This is a genomic window from Streptomyces sp. NPDC001744 (genome assembly GCF_042892575.1).
GTDB lineage: Bacteria > Actinomycetota > Actinomycetes > Streptomycetales > Streptomycetaceae > Streptomyces.
The window spans coordinates 33631-49391 of sequence record NZ_JBIAUG010000022.1; the positions used below are offsets into that span (position 1 = coordinate 33631).

A 15761-nucleotide genomic window follows, 5' to 3' on the forward strand; every position below is an offset into this window, starting at 1 on the left:
CGTGCGGGGGTCCCGGGGCCGCCGGGGGGGGACGGGCGCGGCCGGTCAGGCGCGGACGACCGGCTCCTGGAGTTCGGTCACCCACCGCGTCCGGTCGTCCGGGCACTCCAGGTACAGCTCGCGGGCGTACCCGGCGGAGGCGTACCCGTGGGTGTCGATCCAGGTCGCCAGGGTCTGCGCGGTCGGCAGCAGGTCGTCCATCGCGCCGTGGTGGACGACGGTCGCGGCCTCCTCGACGCCGGGCAGCACGTGCACGAGGACGCCCTCCACGGCCGTGCCCCCGGGGACGGTCGTGCCGGCGTGGACGACGACCGACCCGTCGCCCCGGCCCGCGTCCTCGTAGTACGCGATGCCCGGACCGAAGCCGGTGAGGCCCGCGCCCTCGAGCCGGCCGCACAGCTCCTCGTACAGCGGCCCGATGACGGGGGAGATGTCCTGCGGGCCGAAGCTCGCGGCGACCGCGCTCAGTTCGGCGATCCGCACGGCGGGGATCTTCTTGACGACGACTTCCTGGGTGGCCATGCGTCCCTCGCTCTCGATGGCCCGGAGCCTCGCGTCGACCCGGTCGAGCCGGGCCCGCGCCTCCGCCAGAGCCGTTTCCAGCTCGGTCCGGCGCAGGCGCAGCATGCCCCGCAGCTCGTGCGCGTCGATCCGCTCGTCGAGGACGGCCCCCACCTGTTCGAGGGTGAAGCCGAGGTCCTTGAGCGCGATGACGCGGTTGAGCCGGGCGAGCTGGTCCGCCGCGTAGAAGCGGTAGCCCGTGTGCGGGTCGACCCGGGCCGGGCGCAGCAGTCCGACGGCGTCGTAGTGACGCAGCATCCGGACCGACACCCGCCCGTGCCGGGCGAAGTCTCCGATGGTGAACATGACGACCCCTACGGAACGGCCTCACACGGTGTGAGGGTCAAGCGGCGCCGGCGAGCGAGAGCTTCGCGGCGAAGCCGAGGAAGAGGAGGCCGGCCGCCGAGGTCGCCCCGGCGGAGAGCCGGCGACGGCGGCGGAAGGCGGCGGCGAGGCGGGTGCCGCCGAGGATCAGGGCCGTGAGGTAGAGGAAGCTGCCGAGCTGGAGCAGGGTGCCGAGGAGCAGGAAGGAGAGCGCCGGGTGGGCGTAGGAGGGGTCCACGAACTGCACGAAGAAGGAGAGCAGGAAGAGGATCGCCTTCGGGTTGAGCAGGCTGATGACCAGCGCGCGCCGGTACGGGCGCTCGGCGGGGGCCGCCGGGGCGCCCGCGGGCTCCTCCGGGACCGCCTCCGCGCGCGAGCGCCACATCGCCGGGGCCGCCCGCAGCATCCCGTACGCCATCCAGGCCAGGTACGCGGCGCCCGCGTACTTCACGATCATGAAGAGCGCCGGGGTGGTCCGGAGCAGGGAGGCCGCGCCGAGGGCGGCCAGGGTCATGAGGACCGCGTCGCCGGTGAAGACGCCGGCGGCGGCCCGGTACCCGGTCCGGGCGCCCCTGCGGGCGGCGACGGACAGGACGTACAGGGAGTTCGGCCCCGGCAGGAGGATGATGAGGACGAGGCCGGCGAGATAGGTCGGCAGATCGGTGACACCCAGCATGCGCGGAGTCTCGCACGCGGGTGCGACACTCCGCCGCCGTGTTCCACGGGGTGGAGGAGCGGGCGCCGGGGCACGGCCGCCCCTCCCGCGCGGCGGACGGTTCGCGGCCCCGGGGCGCAACCGCACGCGTGCGGGAAGCATCCCCTTCCGTACAGAAGGATTTTCCGGGGGGCAGAGATGAAGCGGTCCGTGGCCGTCATACGCAGAGGCGTCGTGCGCAGGGGTGTCGTGCGCAGAGTGGTACTGGCAGGGGTCTCGGTGGCGCTCGCCGCGGGCTGTACGGCCCAGGCGGCCGGTACGGGGGGCGCCGGGGGCGCGGGAGGCGGCTCCGCGCGTCCCCCGGCGAAGGCGTCGGCGCCCGCCGCTCCCGGCGCCGCCTCCTCCCGCGCCCCGTCTCCCGCCCCGTCCGGTTCCTCCCCGGCGGCCGACGGCAAGCCGGGGGCCCGGGTCCTGATGGACGACGGGGACGAGAACGAGAAGGTGCGCGAACTCCAGGCGCGGCTGCGGCAGCTCGGCGTCTTCGACCGCGCCCCCACCGGTTTCTACGGGACCATGACGGCCGCCTCGGTCAAGGGCTTCCAGAAGAAGCAGGGGCTGCCCCGCACCGGCACGGTGGACGGGACGACCTGGGAGCGGCTGCTCGCGGCGAGCCGGAAGCCCACCGCCGACGAGCTGAAGCCGTCGACCACCAACGTCCTGGACGCCCCGGCCCCGGCGTGTCTGACCGGCCGGGTGCTGTGCGTCAGCAAGGAGAGCCGGACCCTCGCCTGGATGATCGACGGCAAGGTCGTCTCGTCCATGGACGTCCGCTTCGGCTCGGAGAACACCCCGACCAGGGAGGGCACGTTCCGCGTGGGCTGGAAGGCCCGCGAGTGGACGTCGACGCTCTACCACACGCCCATGCCGTACGCGATGTTCTTCAGCGGCGGCCAGGCCGTGCACTACTCGGCGGACTTCGCGGCCCGCGGCTACGCCGGCGCCTCGCACGGCTGCGTCAACGTCCGGGACCGGGCCAAGCTGGCGGCCCTCTTCGACCAGGTGAGGGTCGGGGACAAGGTGGTCGTCCACTGGTAGCGGCGCCGGAGGGGAAGGGGCGCGGGTGGGACCGGGGGAACGTGTCCCACCCGCGCCGGGTGCGACGAGCCGCGGGTACGGGGGGAACCCGGCTCGCCGCACGGCCGATGACCAGTCGGCATCCCTTACTGCGCCGCCGGGCCGGGAAGTGTTACACCGGCCCCGGCGCGTGGGCCGGGGCGGCGGCCTTCCCGGGCTTCCCGGGCTTCCCGGTCCCTGCGGGCGTTCCCGGTGCGGCGGGCTTTCCCGCTCCCGTGGGCGTTCCCGCCCCACCGGGCTTTCCCGCCCCCACCGGCGTTCCCGTCCCTCCGGCCCTCGCGGGGGCCGGGGAGGCTCCGGGCCGGCCGGTGGAGGGTCCCGCCGGGTTCCGGGCGTCGGCGCGACTGCTCCCGTTCCCGTTCCCGCGTCCGCCGTCGTTCCCGGAGGCCGGGGGCTCCTGGTCGCCGCCGCGCCCGCCGCCGTCCTCCGCACCGTCCTCGGGACGGTCCCGCGCGTCGTCCTCCGTGTCGCCCCGGGACGTGTCCGGAGGGGTGTTCCCGACGGGGCCGGCGAGAATCCGGTCGCAGTAGCGGCGCAGGGTCTCGCCGTTGCGCAGGGCGCCCGCGAGCTGCCGCCGGCCGTTGCCGTCGAGGTTCCCCGAACGGTAGGCCCGGCACGCCTTGAGGGCCTTCTCCCGGGCGTCCGCGCCACCGGTGCCGTCCTGGCCGCCCGTACGGCCGGGGCCGTCCTCCCCGTCCGGATCCGCCGCGCCGCCGTCCGGCCCCCGGGTGCCGTTCCGCTTCGGGTCGCCGGGGCCGGTTCCGTCCGGTGCCGGGGGGCGGGACGACGCGGTGCCGTCGCCGCCCGTGCCCGCGCCCGCACCGGCGTCCGTACCGGCGGAGGGGGACGCGCCGGGTGTGCGGTCGCCGTCGCTCGGCCGGCCCTCGGACGTTCCGGGGTCCCGGAGCGTCCCGGGTCCCGGGGAGGCGGGCGGCCCGGCGGTGTCCCGCGCCGTGACGGAGGTGGCGGGCGAGGGGCCGGTCAGGGGGAGGACGCCGGTGCCGGCCGCGACGGCGACCCCGCCGACCGCGACGGCGGCGACCGCGGCGGCCAGGCCGTACCGGGTGGAGCGGCCCCAGCGGCGGGGCGGGGAGACGCGGCGGGCGAGCCGTACCCGTCCCGGGCCGGCGGAGGCGGCGGCGCGGGCCGCCGACGCCTCCCGGAAGGCGGCGAGCGCCGCCGCCTCTCCCGGCAGGTCGGTCCCGGCGGCGGGGGTCCGGACGGCGTCGAGCGCTTCGGCGAGGCGGGCCGCCCGGGCCCGCCCGGAGTCGCCGGCGGATGCGGCGGGTTCGACCGGGTCGCCGCGGAGCAGTCGCTCGGCGGCCTCCTGATCGAGCCACTGGTACCGGTCGTCGGCCATCACATGTCCTTCTGCGTACGCGGCCGTGTTCGCGTCACACCGTCGGGGGCGATCGGCCCCGGCCTCCGGCCGCGCTGCGGAGGCACGCCGTCCAGCGGGGCCACGCCCCCGCCGTCGGTCCCGAGGAGTTCGGCGAGCTTCTTGAGGCCCCGGTGCGCGGCGGTGCGCACGGCGCCGGGGCGCTTGCCCAGGGTGTCGGCGGCGCTCTTGGCGTCCAGCCCGACGACCACGCGCAGCACGACGGCCTCGGCCTGGTCCTGCGGGAGCCTGGCGATCAGGTCCATGGCGTGTCCGGTGGCCAGGGCCTCGATCGCCTCGTCCGCGGTGTCGGACTCGGCCGGCCTGTCGGTGAGTTCGGTCTCGTCGGCGCCGACGACGGGGCGCCGGCCGCGCGTCCGGATGTGGTCGAGGGCGCGGTTGCGGGCGATCCGGGCCGCCCAGCCCCGGAAGCGGTCCGCGTCGCCGTCGAAGCGGTCGAGGTCGCGGGTGATCTGGAGCCACGCCTCGGAGGCCACGTCCTCGGCGTCGCCGTCGCCGACCAGTGTGCGTATGTAGCCGAGCAGCCGGGGGTGCACGGCGCGGTACACAGCGCGGAAGGCGTCCTCGTCCCCCTGCTGTGCGGCGAGCACCGCGGCCGTCAGCTCCGCGTCGTCCCCCAGCACTCCCCAAACCCTGTCCGTCGGTCGCGTCGTCACGGCCGGTCGTCGCCGTCACGCCGCCCAGGGGCCGCCCCGCGGATCGCGGGCGCGCGGACCCCGGCGCACCCGCACGCTACGTCGTGTCCCGGCGCCGCGTCCACGCGCCCCCGGAACCAGGCGCGACTCGCAACCATCCGGTGACCGGACCGGGTGTGACAGAAAGTCCTCCCCCGGCGCTGAAAGGAGTACGGAACCGTGCTGCGGCTCCGTCGACGACGACCGGGGCCTCTCCTGTGGGGGGTGGCGGCCCCGGTCGTCTTCTCTTTCGCCCCTTTCGCCTGCTTTCCTCGCCCTTCCCTGCCCCTTCCCCGTCCCCTTTCCCCCCTTTTCCGCCCCCTTCCCGGCCGTTTCGTCGGCCCCGGGGGGCGCGCACCCCACCAACTGACAACCAACGGTTGACACCCTTCTACTGTCAACCTACGGTTGCGTCATGACGAATCCAGTCCGTCCGAAGATTCCCGTCCGCCTCGACGAACTCATCGAGGCCATCAAGAAGGTCCACCCCGACGCGCTGGACCAGCTCTCCGACGCCGTCATCGCGGCGGACCACCTCGGAGACATCGCCGACCACCTCATCGGCCACTTCGTGGACCAGGCCCGGCGCTCCGGCGCCTCCTGGACCGACATCGGCCGCAGCATGGGCGTGACCCGCCAGGCGGCCCAGAAGCGGTTCGTGCCCAAGGAGCCCGACGCGGAGAAGGCGGACCCGAACGCCGGGTTCAGCCGCTTCACCCCCCGGGCGCGGAACGTGGTCATGGCCTCCCAGAACGAGGCCACGGCCGCCCGCAACGCCGAGATCACCCCCGCCCACCTGGCGCTCGGCCTGCTCGCCGAGCCCGAGGGGCTCGCGGCGCACTGGATCGCCTCGCGGGGGGTGTCCCCCGAGCGGGTCCGCGAGGCCGTCGCGGCGACCCTGCCGCCGGCCGTGGAGGAGCCGCCCGCCCTCGTCCCGTACGACGCGGCGGCGAAGAAGGTCCTGGAGCTGGCGTTCCGCGAGGCCCTGCGCCTCGGGCACCCCTACGTCGGCACCGAGCACATCCTGCTCGCGCTCCTGGAGCACGAGGACGGCCAGGGCGTCCTGAGCGGGCTCGGCCTCGACAAGGAGAGGGCGGAGCGGGAGATCTCGGAGACGGTCGCGTCGCTCGCGATCCAGGCGCCGGAGACGGAGACGGAGACCGGGGCGGGAGCCTAGCCGGAGGCCCGGGTCCGGACCCTGGTCCGGGCCCGGGCCCCGGCGGCGGTCCCGCCCCGGGCGCCCCCTACCGCGCGGCCGGAACCAGGCCCGTGGCCTTGGCGTGCTGCAGGAACGAGACGGCGCCCCTCCCCGGGGCGCCGGGCGGCCGAACGGCCGCCGCCGGGGGAACGTACGCGACGCGAAGTCGGTACGTCCATGCCAAAAGCCCAGCTCAGCCCCGTACCTTCGTCGCCAGGTCCTGGAACCGGGCCCAGCTCATCGTCGGTTTGGACGGGTTCCACAGCTTCTGGGACAGCGCCGCCAGGGGCAGCCGGATGCCGTTCGCCACCTGCGCCGGGGTCTGGGACTTCGACAGGTCGCACCAGACGGCGAACCGGGCGCCGAGGATCTGGGCGTCGTACTTCGCCGGGACGGGGCTCGTGCCGCGCACGACGAGCGGGGTCCACTGCTCGTAGATCCGGCGGCCGGTGGGGTACGTGAAGTCGTTCGGCTGGCCGAGGACGTAGTACAGGTACTCGTCGTTGAGGTTGACCATCTTCCGGCCCCGGCTCAGGTACGAGACGGGCTGCCGGGCGCCGATCTCCTTGCCGGTCCAGTACTCGACCTCCAGGTCCGGGGCCGCGTCCACGACCCCGCCCGTGAAGAAGCCGTCGTTCCACGCCTTGAGGGTCTTGCCGGTGGGGCGGACGACGGCGGCGCGGTCGTTGAGCCAGCCGGTGGCCAGGTCCTGGACGCGGGCGGAGGGCCCGTACCTCGCCTTCGCGGCCCGCGCCAGCTCCGGATAGGTGGCCTCGGGGTCCTTCGCCATGAGGGCCACGTACTCGTCGGCGCCGAGGTGCCAGTACGCGCCGGGGAAGAGCCGGGAGTACTCGCGCAGCAGGTCGTCGACGATCCTCGCCGACTCCGGGTCCGCGATGTCCACGGCGCCGCGCGGCGCCCGGCCGCCCGCGCTGCGGAGCTGGAGGCCGGGGTGGGCGTCGATGACGGCGCCGAGGTGTCCCGGCGAGTCGATCTCGGGGACGACGGTGACGTGCCGTTCGGCGGCGAGGGCCAGGATGCGGCGGACCTCGGCCTTGGTGAGGTGCTGCGCGGAGACCACCTCGGGGTGGCTCTCGGACTCGATCCGGAAGCCCTGGTCGTCGGAGAAGTGCAGTCCGAGCTGGTTGAGCTTGAGGTCGCCCATCTCCCGGATCCGGTCCTCGATCCAGGCGGCCGTGAAGTGCTTGCGGGCGATGTCCAGGTTGAGGCCGCGCTGCGGCTTGGCGGGCCGGTCGGTGACGGTCCCCTCGGGCATCGCGCCGGTCGCCCTCACCGACTGCTTGAGGGTGCGGGTGCCGTAGAAGACCCCGGCCTCGTCCGGGCCGCTGATCCGCACCCGGCCGTCCCGGACGGTCAGGGTGTACGACTCGGGGGCGCCCTTCCCGCCCAGGGCCAGCTCGACGTCCCCGGGTCCGGCGGCGACGGCGCCCCGGTAGGGGATGCCCAGCTCCCCGGCCAGCAGCTTCCCCTCGTCGGCGAGGCCCGCGCCGTTCGCGGCGACGACGACCCCGCCGGCGCCCGCGGGCTTCCAGCCGGGGCCCCGGGCGGCCTCGTGGGCGCGGACGGCCGGAACCGTGCGGGGCGCCGCGGAGAGGGGGTACGCACGGGTCGGGGTGGGCGTCGGGGTGGGCGTCGGCGTCGGGGAGGGGGACGCGCCCGTGGGGGCGGCGCCGGTGCCCGCGCCCGGGGGCGGGGCGGCCGAGGGGGAGCCGGACGGGCCCGACGGGCCGCCGCCGGAACAGGCCGCGGTGGCCACCAGCGCCACCGAGGCCGCCAGGAGGGCGGGGCCCCGCCGGGGCCCCCGTATGGAGTACCGCGTCATCGGAATCCTTCCGTAGGGCGAGCGGTCCGGCCCCTCGGGGGACGGAACGGAGAAGCTGCCGGAAGCCCATCCTCCGCCGGGGAGGGGAGCGACCGGAAGCCCGCCCTCCGAGGATGGCGCGAACGACCGGGAGCGCGCCGCCCGAGGGGGAGGCGGCCGGGCCGGTGGTCCGTCGTCCGCCCAGGACGGGACCCTCGGGACCCGGGCGTCCATCGCCTGTTCCGAAACTCTCCCTTCCGGGTGAAAATCGCGCATCCGTCGGACACTTTCCCCCGCCCGTCGGTAACGTTGCGTCACGCCCACCCCATTCATCCCGGAGCACCGGAGCCCACGCTGACCAGCGACACCCACGCCCCCTGCCGGACACCGGGGCCCGGGGACACGCCCGCCATATCCGCCCGGGGGACCCTTCCGTCCCGCCCGGACGGCCTCGCCGGTTTCAACGCGGCCTCCCCCGCCGAGGCCATGGAGCTGCTGCTCTCCTGCTGCCGCAGCCTCCGCTGGGCCGAACGGGTGGTGGCGCACCGCCCGTACCCCACCGTGGACGCGCTGCTCGCCGCCGCCGACGAGGCCGGGTACGACCTGTCCCGCACCGATCTCGACGGGGCCCTGGCCGCCGAGTGCCCGGCGCCGCCGCATCCCGGCGCCCCGCCCGCGGCCCGGACCGCGCTGCGGGCCGCGCACGCCGCGTACGAGAGCAGTTTCGGACACGCGTTCGTGATCAGCCTCGACGGAGTGCGTCCCGGGGAACGGCTGGACCGGGTCCTGACGGGCATCCGGTCACGTCTCGGCAACGAACCGGAGGAGGAACGGGTGATCGCGGCCGAGGAACTGCGCCGGCTCGCCCGCGCCCGGCTGGCCTTCCGGATGGCCGAAAGGACCGCCTCCGGCCGCTCCGAGCCGTGAGGACGCCCGGAACGCGACGATTCGGGCCCCGCGATAGCCCGTCCGTGCCTGTTTGATCACACCTATGGACCCCGCGCGAGCGAACCGACGACTCGTCGCTACGATGACCGGGGCCGGTGGACCGTACCCGGCCGGGTCAGACCGACAGAGAAGCCGGCCGACCCTGATCCCCGCTCCCGGAGGGTTTTTCCGTGCCGGCTGGAACGCTGTACCGCGGCCGGGAAGGAATGTGGAGCTGGGTGGCTCACCGAGTCACCGGCGTCCTCATCTTCTTCTTCCTGTTCGTACACGTCCTTGACACCGCTCTCGTCCGCGTCTCCCCCGAGGCGTACGACGAGGTCGTCGCGACCTACAAGACGCCGATCGTCGCTCTGCTGGAGTACGGCCTCGTGGCCGCCATCCTCTTCCACGCGCTGAACGGCCTCCGGGTCATCGCCGTGGACTTCTGGTCCAAGGGCCCGCGCTACCAGAAGCAGATGCTCTGGACCGTCGTGGGCATCTGGGTCGTGCTGATGGCGGGCTCGCTCTACCCCGTGCTCGGGCACGCCGCACGTGAACTGTTCGGGAGCTGACGCCAGACATGTCGACTGACACCACTTCCGCGATCGGCCCCGTCGAGGACGGCGCCCCCTACGACGTGGACAACCCCGCGCCGTACATCGAGGCCCCCCGCAAGCGCACGGGCAGGACCCCGCGCGCGACCCGCGGCAACTTCGAGATGGCCGCGTGGCTCTTCATGCGCCTCTCCGGCGTGGTCCTCGTCGTCCTGGTCCTCGGCCACCTGCTGATCCAGCTCTTCCTGGACGGCGGCGTCTCCAAGATCGGCTTCGCCTTCGTGGCCGGCCGCTGGGCGTCCCCGTTCTGGCAGGTCTGGGACCTGCTGATGCTCTGGCTCGCCATGCTGCACGGCGCCAACGGCCTCCGCACGGTCATCAACGACTACGCGGAGCGGGCCGGCACGCGCCTGTGGCTCAAGGGCCTGCTGTACACCGCCACGGTGTTCACCATCCTTCTGGGCACGCTGGTGATCTTCACCTTCGACCCGAACATCCGCTAGGCACGGGGCTGAGGTAAACCACGTCATGAAGATCCACAAGTACGACACCGTCATCGTCGGCGCCGGCGGCGCCGGCATGCGCGCCGCCATCGAGGCGACGAAGCGCAGCCGCACCGCCGTGCTCACGAAGCTCTACCCCACCCGCTCCCACACGGGCGCCGCGCAGGGCGGCATGGCCGCCGCGCTGGCCAACGTGGAGGAGGACAACTGGGAGTGGCACACCTTCGACACGGTCAAGGGCGGTGACTACCTGGTCGACCAGGACGCCGCCGAGATCCTGGCGAAGGAGGCCATCGACGCCGTCCTCGACCTGGAGAAGATGGGCCTGCCGTTCAACCGGACCCCGGACGGCACCATCGACCAGCGCCGCTTCGGCGGCCACTCCCGCAACCACGGCGAGGCCCCGGTCCGCCGGTCCTGCTACGCCGCGGACCGCACCGGCCACATGATCCTCCAGACGCTGTACCAGAACTGCGTCAAGGAGGGCGTGGAGTTCTTCAACGAGTTCTACGTCCTGGACCAGCTGATCACCGAGGTCGACGGGGTCAAGCACTCCGCGGGCGTCGTCGCCTACGAGCTGGCCACCGGCGAGATCCACGTCTTCCAGGCCAAGGCCGTGATCTACGCGTCCGGCGGCACCGGCAAGTTCTTCAAGGTGACCTCCAACGCGCACACCCTGACCGGTGACGGCCAGGCCGCCTGCTACCGCCGCGGCATCCCGCTGGAGGACATGGAGTTCTTCCAGTTCCACCCGACGGGCATCTGGCGCATGGGCATCCTGCTCACGGAGGGCGCCCGCGGCGAGGGCGGCATCCTGCGCAACAAGGACGGCGAGCGCTTCATGGAGAAGTACGCGCCGGTCATGAAGGACCTCGCGTCCCGTGACGTCGTCTCCCGCTCCATCTACACGGAGATCCGCGAGGGCCGCGGCTGCGGTCCCGAGGGCGACCACGTCTACCTGGACCTGACGCACCTCCCGCCGGAGCAGCTCGACGCCAAGCTGCCGGACATCACCGAGTTCGCCCGTACGTACCTCGGCATCGAGCCGTACACGGACCCGATCCCGATCCAGCCCACCGCGCACTACGCCATGGGCGGCATCCCGACCAACGTCCAGGGCGAGGTCCTGTCGGACAACACCACCGTCGTCCCGGGCCTGTACGCGGCCGGCGAGGTCGCCTGCGTGTCGGTGCACGGCGCCAACCGCCTCGGCACCAACTCGCTGCTCGACATCAACGTCTTCGGCAAGCGGTCCGGCATCGCCGCGGCCGAGTACTCCGCCACGGCCGACTTCGTCGAACTCCCCGAGAACCCCGAGGCGTTCGTCGTCGGGCAGATCGAGAAGCTGCGCAACTCCACGGGCGACGAGCGGGTCGCCGACCTGCGCCGCGAGCTCCAGGAGACGATGGACGCCAACGTGATGGTGTTCCGCACGGAGCAGACCATCAAGACGGCCGTCGAGAAGATCGCCGAGCTGCGCGAGCGCTACCGGAACGTGTCCGTCCAGGACAAGGGCAAGCGCTTCAACACCGACCTCCTGGAGGCCATCGAGCTGGGCAACCTGCTCGACCTGGCCGAGGTCATGGCCGTCTCGGCCCTGGCGCGCAAGGAGTCCCGCGGCGGTCACTACCGCGAGGACTACCCCAACCGCGACGACGTCAACTTCATGCGCCACACGATGGCGTACCGCGAGGTCGGCGAGGACGGCACCGAGACCGTGCGTCTCGACTACAAGCCGGTCGTCCAGACCCGCTACCAGCCGATGGAGCGTAAGTACTGATGGCTACCCCCGTACTGGACAAGGTGGAGAAGGACTCCGCCGCCTCGCCGTACATCACGGTCACGATGCGGATCCGCCGCTTCAACCCCGAGATCTCGGACGCGGCGGTCTGGGAGGACTTCCGGATCGAGATCGATCCCAAGGAGCGCGTGCTCGACGCCCTCCACAAGATCAAGTGGGACATCGACGGCACCCTGACCTTCCGCCGCTCGTGCGCCCACGGCATCTGCGGCTCGGACGCGATGCGGATCAACGGCAAGAACAGGCTCGCCTGCAAGACGCTGATCAAGGACATCAACCCCGAGAAGCCGATCACGGTCGAGGCCATCAAGGGCCTGACGGTCCTGAAGGACCTGGTCGTGGACATGGAGCCGTTCTTCCAGGCGTACCGGGACGTCATGCCGTTCCTGGTCACCAAGGGGAACGAGCCGACCCGTGAGCGCCTGCAGTCCGCCGAGGACCGCGAGCGCTTCGACGACACCACCAAGTGCATCCTGTGCGCCGCGTGCACGTCGTCCTGCCCGGTCTTCTGGAACGACGGCCAGTACTTCGGTCCGGCCGCGATCGTCAACGCGCACCGCTTCATCTTCGACTCGCGCGACGAGGCGGGCGAGCAGCGCCTGGAGATCCTGAACGACAAGGACGGCGTGTGGCGCTGCCGCACGACGTTCAACTGCACGGACGCCTGCCCGCGCGGCATCGAGGTCACGAAGGCGATCCAGGAAGTGAAGCGCGCGCTGATCACGCGTCGTTTCTGAGCCCGGACGCGGTGGGATGCCCGCTTCTGTACGCTGCGGCGTGCGGGAGCGGGCTTTTCCTTTCGCAGGTGACGTCGTGGAGAGCGGGGACTGATGAGCGAGCCGAACCCTTATGCGGACGGTGAGTACACGTGGGGGCCGGGGCAGGGGGGCGCGCCCGGGGCTCCGGGGTACGGCTACCCGCAGGGCGCGGTTCCGGGGTACGGCTACCCGCAGACCGGGCCGTCCTACCCGCAGACCGGGCCGTCCTACCAGCCGACCCTGGCCGGGGGCGTGCCCGTGCCGCCGCACTTCGCGCCGTTCCCGCCGGGTGCGGCCGGGGCCGTGCCGCTGCTCGCGCTCGGTGACATCACCGTCGTGGGGGACCACATCATCACGCCGGCCGGCACGATGCCCCTGAAGGGCGCGGTGTGGAACGCGACGGACATGTCGCGGGTCGAGGAGAAGATCCCGACGGTCGCTGTCGTGCTCGCGATCGTCTTCGCGCTGTTCTGCCTGGTGGGTCTGCTGTTCCTCCTGATGAAGGAGAAGCAGACGACGGGCTTCGTCCAGATCATGGTGACCAGCGGGGGACGCCACCACGTGACGATGGTCCCGGCGACGACCCCGGACACCTTCCACCAGGTGATGGGCCAGATCAACTACGCGCGCACGCTGAGCGTGTGACGCCCCGGGGCCGGTGACGGCCCTGGGCCCGACCCCGGGCGGCGCGGGTCAGCCGTGCCGGGGCGCCGGGTTCTCCGGCGGGGGCTCCGGGTTCTCCCCCGCCTCCGCGGCGACCATGATCCGCCGCAGCATGTCGTTGAGCAGGACGCGTTCGGCGGGGCCGAGGACGCCGAGGAGCCGCTCCTCCTCGTGGCCGAGGACGTCCATGGCGCCGAGCCAGGTCTCGCGGCCGGGGCCGGTGAGCTCGACGACGACCCGGCGCCGGTCGGCGGTCGACCGGACGCGGCGGACGAAGCCGCGCCGCTCCAGGGCGTCGAGGCGCCCGGAGACGGAGGCGGGGGCCAGGTCGAGGTCCTGCGCCAGTTCGGAGGGGGCGGCGCTGCCGCCGCGGCCGGCCAGCTTGTGGAGCGTGTCGAACTCGTGGCGCTCCAGGTCGAAGTCGACGAGCGACTGCTCCCTGACCCGGCGCAGGTGGACGGAGAGCTTCTTCATCCGGGTGACGGCGCCCTCGACCACGGGGTCGAGGCCAGGCAGGACGGGCTGCCAGCGGGCCACGTGCGCGTCGGTCCAGTCGCTCCGCCCGGAGGGGGCGGGGGCCGCGTCCGCGGGGCCGGCCTCTTCGGTCGGGTCCATGGTCAGATCGTACGTCGGGGCGGTGCGCGCCACTCCCCCAAGGTACTTCGGCGTCAAATATTTCGTTGACGAATCATTCGGTACGGAAATACCCTTCGGGCCATGTCCGCCGCGCCCGCCGTCCCGGCCCCCGTCCCCCACCCCCTGCGCACCCGCTCCTTCCGGCTCCTGTTCACCGGCCGGGCCCTCTCGCTCCTGGGCGACGCCGCCATACCCGCCGCCCTCGCCCTCGCCGTCCTGGAGGCCACCGGCTCCACCTCGGCACTCGCCCTGGTGCTCGGCTGCGCCATGGTCCCCAAACTGCTCCTGCTGCCGGTGGGCGGAGTCGTCGGCGACCGCTTCGACGCGCGGACGGTCGCGCTCACCACCGACCTCGTGCGCTGCGCCACCCAGCTCCTCGTCGGCGTCCAGCTCCTCGGCGGCGCCCCGAGCCTGGCCGTGCTGGCGGTCGCGGAGGCCCTCGGCGGGGCCGCCGGCGCCTTCGCCGTGCCGACCGGGGCGCCCCTGGTGAAGGGCACCGTGCCGGCGGAGGCGCTGCACCGGGCCAACGCGGCCATGGGCGTCGCCCAGAGCGCCACCCGCCTCGCGGGTCCGGCGCTCGCGGGCACGCTGGTGCTGACCGCGGGCGCGGGCTGGGTGTTCGTCCTGGACGCGGCCACCTTCGGCGCCGCCGCCCTGCTCCTGACCGCCGTACGGACGAAGCGGGTGCCGCTCCCCCGCCGCTCGCTGCGCGCCGACCTCGTGGAGGGGTGGCGCGAGGTCCGCTCCCGGGACTGGTACTGGACCAGCCTGATCGGCCACAGCGCCTGGAACGGCGCCGCCGCCGTCCTGATGACCCTCGGACCCGCCCTGGCCGTGCAGCGCCTCGGCGGGGCGGCCGCCTGGGTCGCCCTCCTCCAGACCGGTGCCGTCGGCTTCCTCCTCGGCGCGCTGCTCGCGGACCGGGCCCGACCCCGGCGCCCGGTCCTGGCGGCCAACCTCGGGCTCGCCACGTACGCGCTGCCGCTGGCCCTGCTGGCCGCCGACGCGCCCGCGCCGGTGACGATCGCGGCGTACGGGTTCGCGCAGGCGGGGCTCGGCTTCCTCTCCCCCGTCTGGGAGACCGCCGTCCAGCGCGCGGTGCCCGCCCACGCGCTGGCCCGCGTCACCTCGTACGACTGGCTGCTCTCGCTGGGCGCGATGCCCCTCGGCTACGCCCTGGCCCCGCTCGCCGCCTCCGCCTGGGGCCCCGGGGTGCCGCTGACCGCCGCCGCGGTGGCGGTGGGCGGCTGCTGCCTGGGGACGGCGCTGGTGCCGGGGGTGCGGAGGTTCACCCGGTGACAGGGACGGCGGGGCCGGACGGCGCCGACGTCCCGGTCCGCCCGGTTAGGCTCGGCGCCGTGAAGGACGCGAAAGAAGAGAAGAAGGCCCCCAAGAGCGAGCAGACCCGCACGCTCATCCTCGAAACCGCGCTCCGGCTGTTCAGGGAGCGCGGCTACGACAAGACGACGATGCGGGCCGTCGCCCAGGAGGCCGGGGTCTCCGTCGGCAACGCCTACTACTACTTCTCGTCCAAGGAGCACCTGGTCCAGGGCTTCTACGACCGGATCGCCGAGGAGCACCGGGCCGCCGTCGAAACCGTCCTGGCGGGCGACGAGAAGGACCTCGCGGCCCGCATCCGGGGCGTCCTCCTCAGCTGGCTCGACATCGCGGAGCCGTACCACGAGTTCGCGGCCCAGTTCTTCAAGAACGCCGCCGACCCGGACAGTCCGCTCAGCCCGTTCTCGCCCGAGTCGGAGGGCCCGCGCGAGGCGGTGATCGAGGTGCACCGGCGCGTCATCTCCGGCGCCTCGGTGAAGGTCGACCCCGAACTGTCCGAGGCCCTGCCCCGGTTGCTGTGGCTCCAGCAGATGGGCCTGGTGCTGTTCTGGGTGTACGACCGCTCGGAGGGGGCCGCCAACAGCCGGCGGCTCGTGGAGCGGCTGGCACCGGTCACCGCCCGCGCGATCTCGCTCTCCCGCTTCCGCGTCCTGCGCCCGCTGGTCAAGGAGACGCACGAGCTGCTGGCCGACTTCATGCCGACGGCGGCGGGCATGGCGGCCTCGGGCAGGCCCGGCCGGGCCACCGCGAAGCGGCCGTGAACGGGGGCGGGGACGGGAGGGCGGAAGGGGACGGGAACGCGGACGGGGGCGGG

Annotated in this window: 16 protein-coding genes; 10 read left to right on the plus strand and 6 right to left on the minus strand. The window is 73.6% G+C overall.

Going from position 1 to position 15761, the window contains the following annotated elements; genetic code table 11:
* Window positions 1–45: 45 nt before the first annotated feature.
* Together ACFYZY_RS24080 and leuE are read right to left on the minus strand one after the other, a co-directional pair.
* The gene (locus ACFYZY_RS24080) at window positions 46–867 is read right to left on the minus strand and encodes a MerR family transcriptional regulator (RefSeq protein ID WP_388697658.1); all 822 of its coding nucleotides are present in this window, start codon (window positions 865–867) and stop codon (window positions 46–48) included.
* Between the two features lie 37 nt (window positions 868–904).
* On the minus strand, window positions 905–1561 hold the full coding sequence (leuE, locus tag ACFYZY_RS24085; RefSeq protein WP_388697660.1) for a leucine efflux protein LeuE: 657 nt from the start codon (window positions 1559–1561) through the stop codon (window positions 905–907).
* Between the two features lie 177 nt (window positions 1562–1738).
* Between leuE and ACFYZY_RS24090 the strand changes: the two genes are divergently transcribed.
* The gene (locus ACFYZY_RS24090; protein ID WP_388697663.1) at window positions 1739–2635 is read left to right on the plus strand and encodes a L,D-transpeptidase family protein; all 897 of its coding nucleotides are present in this window, start codon (window positions 1739–1741) and stop codon (window positions 2633–2635) included.
* A 151-nt stretch (window positions 2636–2786) separates the two neighbouring features.
* On the opposite strand, the gene ACFYZY_RS24095 is transcribed toward ACFYZY_RS24090, so the two are convergent.
* Entirely contained in the window at window positions 2787–4034 is a 1248-nt protein-coding gene (locus ACFYZY_RS24095) for a hypothetical protein (protein WP_388697665.1), read from the minus strand.
* A complete protein-coding gene (locus ACFYZY_RS24100; RefSeq protein ID WP_388697668.1) occupies window positions 4034–4696 on the minus strand; it encodes an RNA polymerase sigma factor in 663 nt (220 codons plus the stop codon). Before ACFYZY_RS24100 ends, ACFYZY_RS24095 begins: the two co-directional genes overlap by 1 nt.
* Before the next feature lie 466 nt (window positions 4697–5162).
* Between ACFYZY_RS24100 and ACFYZY_RS24105 the strand changes: the two genes are divergently transcribed.
* A complete protein-coding gene (locus ACFYZY_RS24105; protein ID WP_388697670.1) occupies window positions 5163–5924 on the plus strand; it encodes a Clp protease N-terminal domain-containing protein in 762 nt (253 codons plus the stop codon).
* A gap of 214 nt (window positions 5925–6138) precedes the next feature.
* Here the strand turns inward: ACFYZY_RS24105 and ACFYZY_RS24110 are convergent, their stop codons facing one another.
* On the minus strand, window positions 6139–7788 hold the full coding sequence (locus ACFYZY_RS24110; RefSeq protein WP_388697672.1) for a glycoside hydrolase family 20 protein: 1650 nt from the start codon (window positions 7786–7788) through the stop codon (window positions 6139–6141).
* A gap of 288 nt (window positions 7789–8076) precedes the next feature.
* Here ACFYZY_RS24110 and ACFYZY_RS24115 point away from each other — a divergent pair, with 288 nt between their 5' ends.
* The 6 genes from ACFYZY_RS24115 to ACFYZY_RS24140 all read left to right on the plus strand — a co-directional run bounded on the left by ACFYZY_RS24115 (window position 8077) and on the right by ACFYZY_RS24140 (window position 12955).
* A complete protein-coding gene (locus ACFYZY_RS24115) occupies window positions 8077–8694 on the plus strand; it encodes a 2-oxo-4-hydroxy-4-carboxy-5-ureidoimidazoline decarboxylase (protein WP_388697674.1) in 618 nt (205 codons plus the stop codon).
* Window positions 8695–8885: 191 nt separating this feature from the next.
* The gene (gene sdhC, locus ACFYZY_RS24120; protein WP_015035721.1) at window positions 8886–9266 is read left to right on the plus strand and encodes a succinate dehydrogenase, cytochrome b556 subunit; all 381 of its coding nucleotides are present in this window, start codon (window positions 8886–8888) and stop codon (window positions 9264–9266) included.
* A gap of 8 nt (window positions 9267–9274) precedes the next feature.
* Window positions 9275–9751: a succinate dehydrogenase hydrophobic membrane anchor subunit gene (locus tag ACFYZY_RS24125; RefSeq protein ID WP_388697678.1), complete on the plus strand. Its 477-nt coding sequence runs from the start codon at window positions 9275–9277 to the stop codon at window positions 9749–9751.
* A 25-nt stretch (window positions 9752–9776) separates the two neighbouring features.
* Complete coding sequence (gene sdhA, locus ACFYZY_RS24130; protein ID WP_388697679.1) at window positions 9777–11531, plus strand: succinate dehydrogenase flavoprotein subunit; 1755 nt, start codon at window positions 9777–9779, stop codon at window positions 11529–11531.
* Window positions 11531–12289: a succinate dehydrogenase iron-sulfur subunit gene (locus tag ACFYZY_RS24135; protein WP_388697682.1), complete on the plus strand. Its 759-nt coding sequence runs from the start codon at window positions 11531–11533 to the stop codon at window positions 12287–12289. Before sdhA ends, ACFYZY_RS24135 begins: the two co-directional genes overlap by 1 nt.
* Before the next feature lie 93 nt (window positions 12290–12382).
* Window positions 12383–12955, plus strand: a complete 573-nt coding sequence (locus tag ACFYZY_RS24140) for a hypothetical protein (protein ID WP_388697683.1) — start codon at window positions 12383–12385, stop codon at window positions 12953–12955.
* Between the two features lie 48 nt (window positions 12956–13003).
* On the opposite strand, the gene ACFYZY_RS24145 is transcribed toward ACFYZY_RS24140, so the two are convergent.
* Window positions 13004–13588 (minus strand): MarR family winged helix-turn-helix transcriptional regulator, encoded by a 585-nt coding sequence (locus tag ACFYZY_RS24145; protein ID WP_388697685.1) that lies wholly within the window; start codon window positions 13586–13588, stop codon window positions 13004–13006.
* A 102-nt stretch (window positions 13589–13690) separates the two neighbouring features.
* Here ACFYZY_RS24145 and ACFYZY_RS24150 point away from each other — a divergent pair, with 102 nt between their 5' ends.
* A complete protein-coding gene (locus ACFYZY_RS24150; protein WP_388697688.1) occupies window positions 13691–14908 on the plus strand; it encodes an MFS transporter in 1218 nt (405 codons plus the stop codon).
* A 59-nt stretch (window positions 14909–14967) separates the two neighbouring features.
* Window positions 14968–15708 (plus strand): TetR/AcrR family transcriptional regulator, encoded by a 741-nt coding sequence (locus tag ACFYZY_RS24155; protein WP_388697691.1) that lies wholly within the window; start codon window positions 14968–14970, stop codon window positions 15706–15708.
* The last annotated feature ends 53 nt before the right edge of the window (window positions 15709–15761 follow it).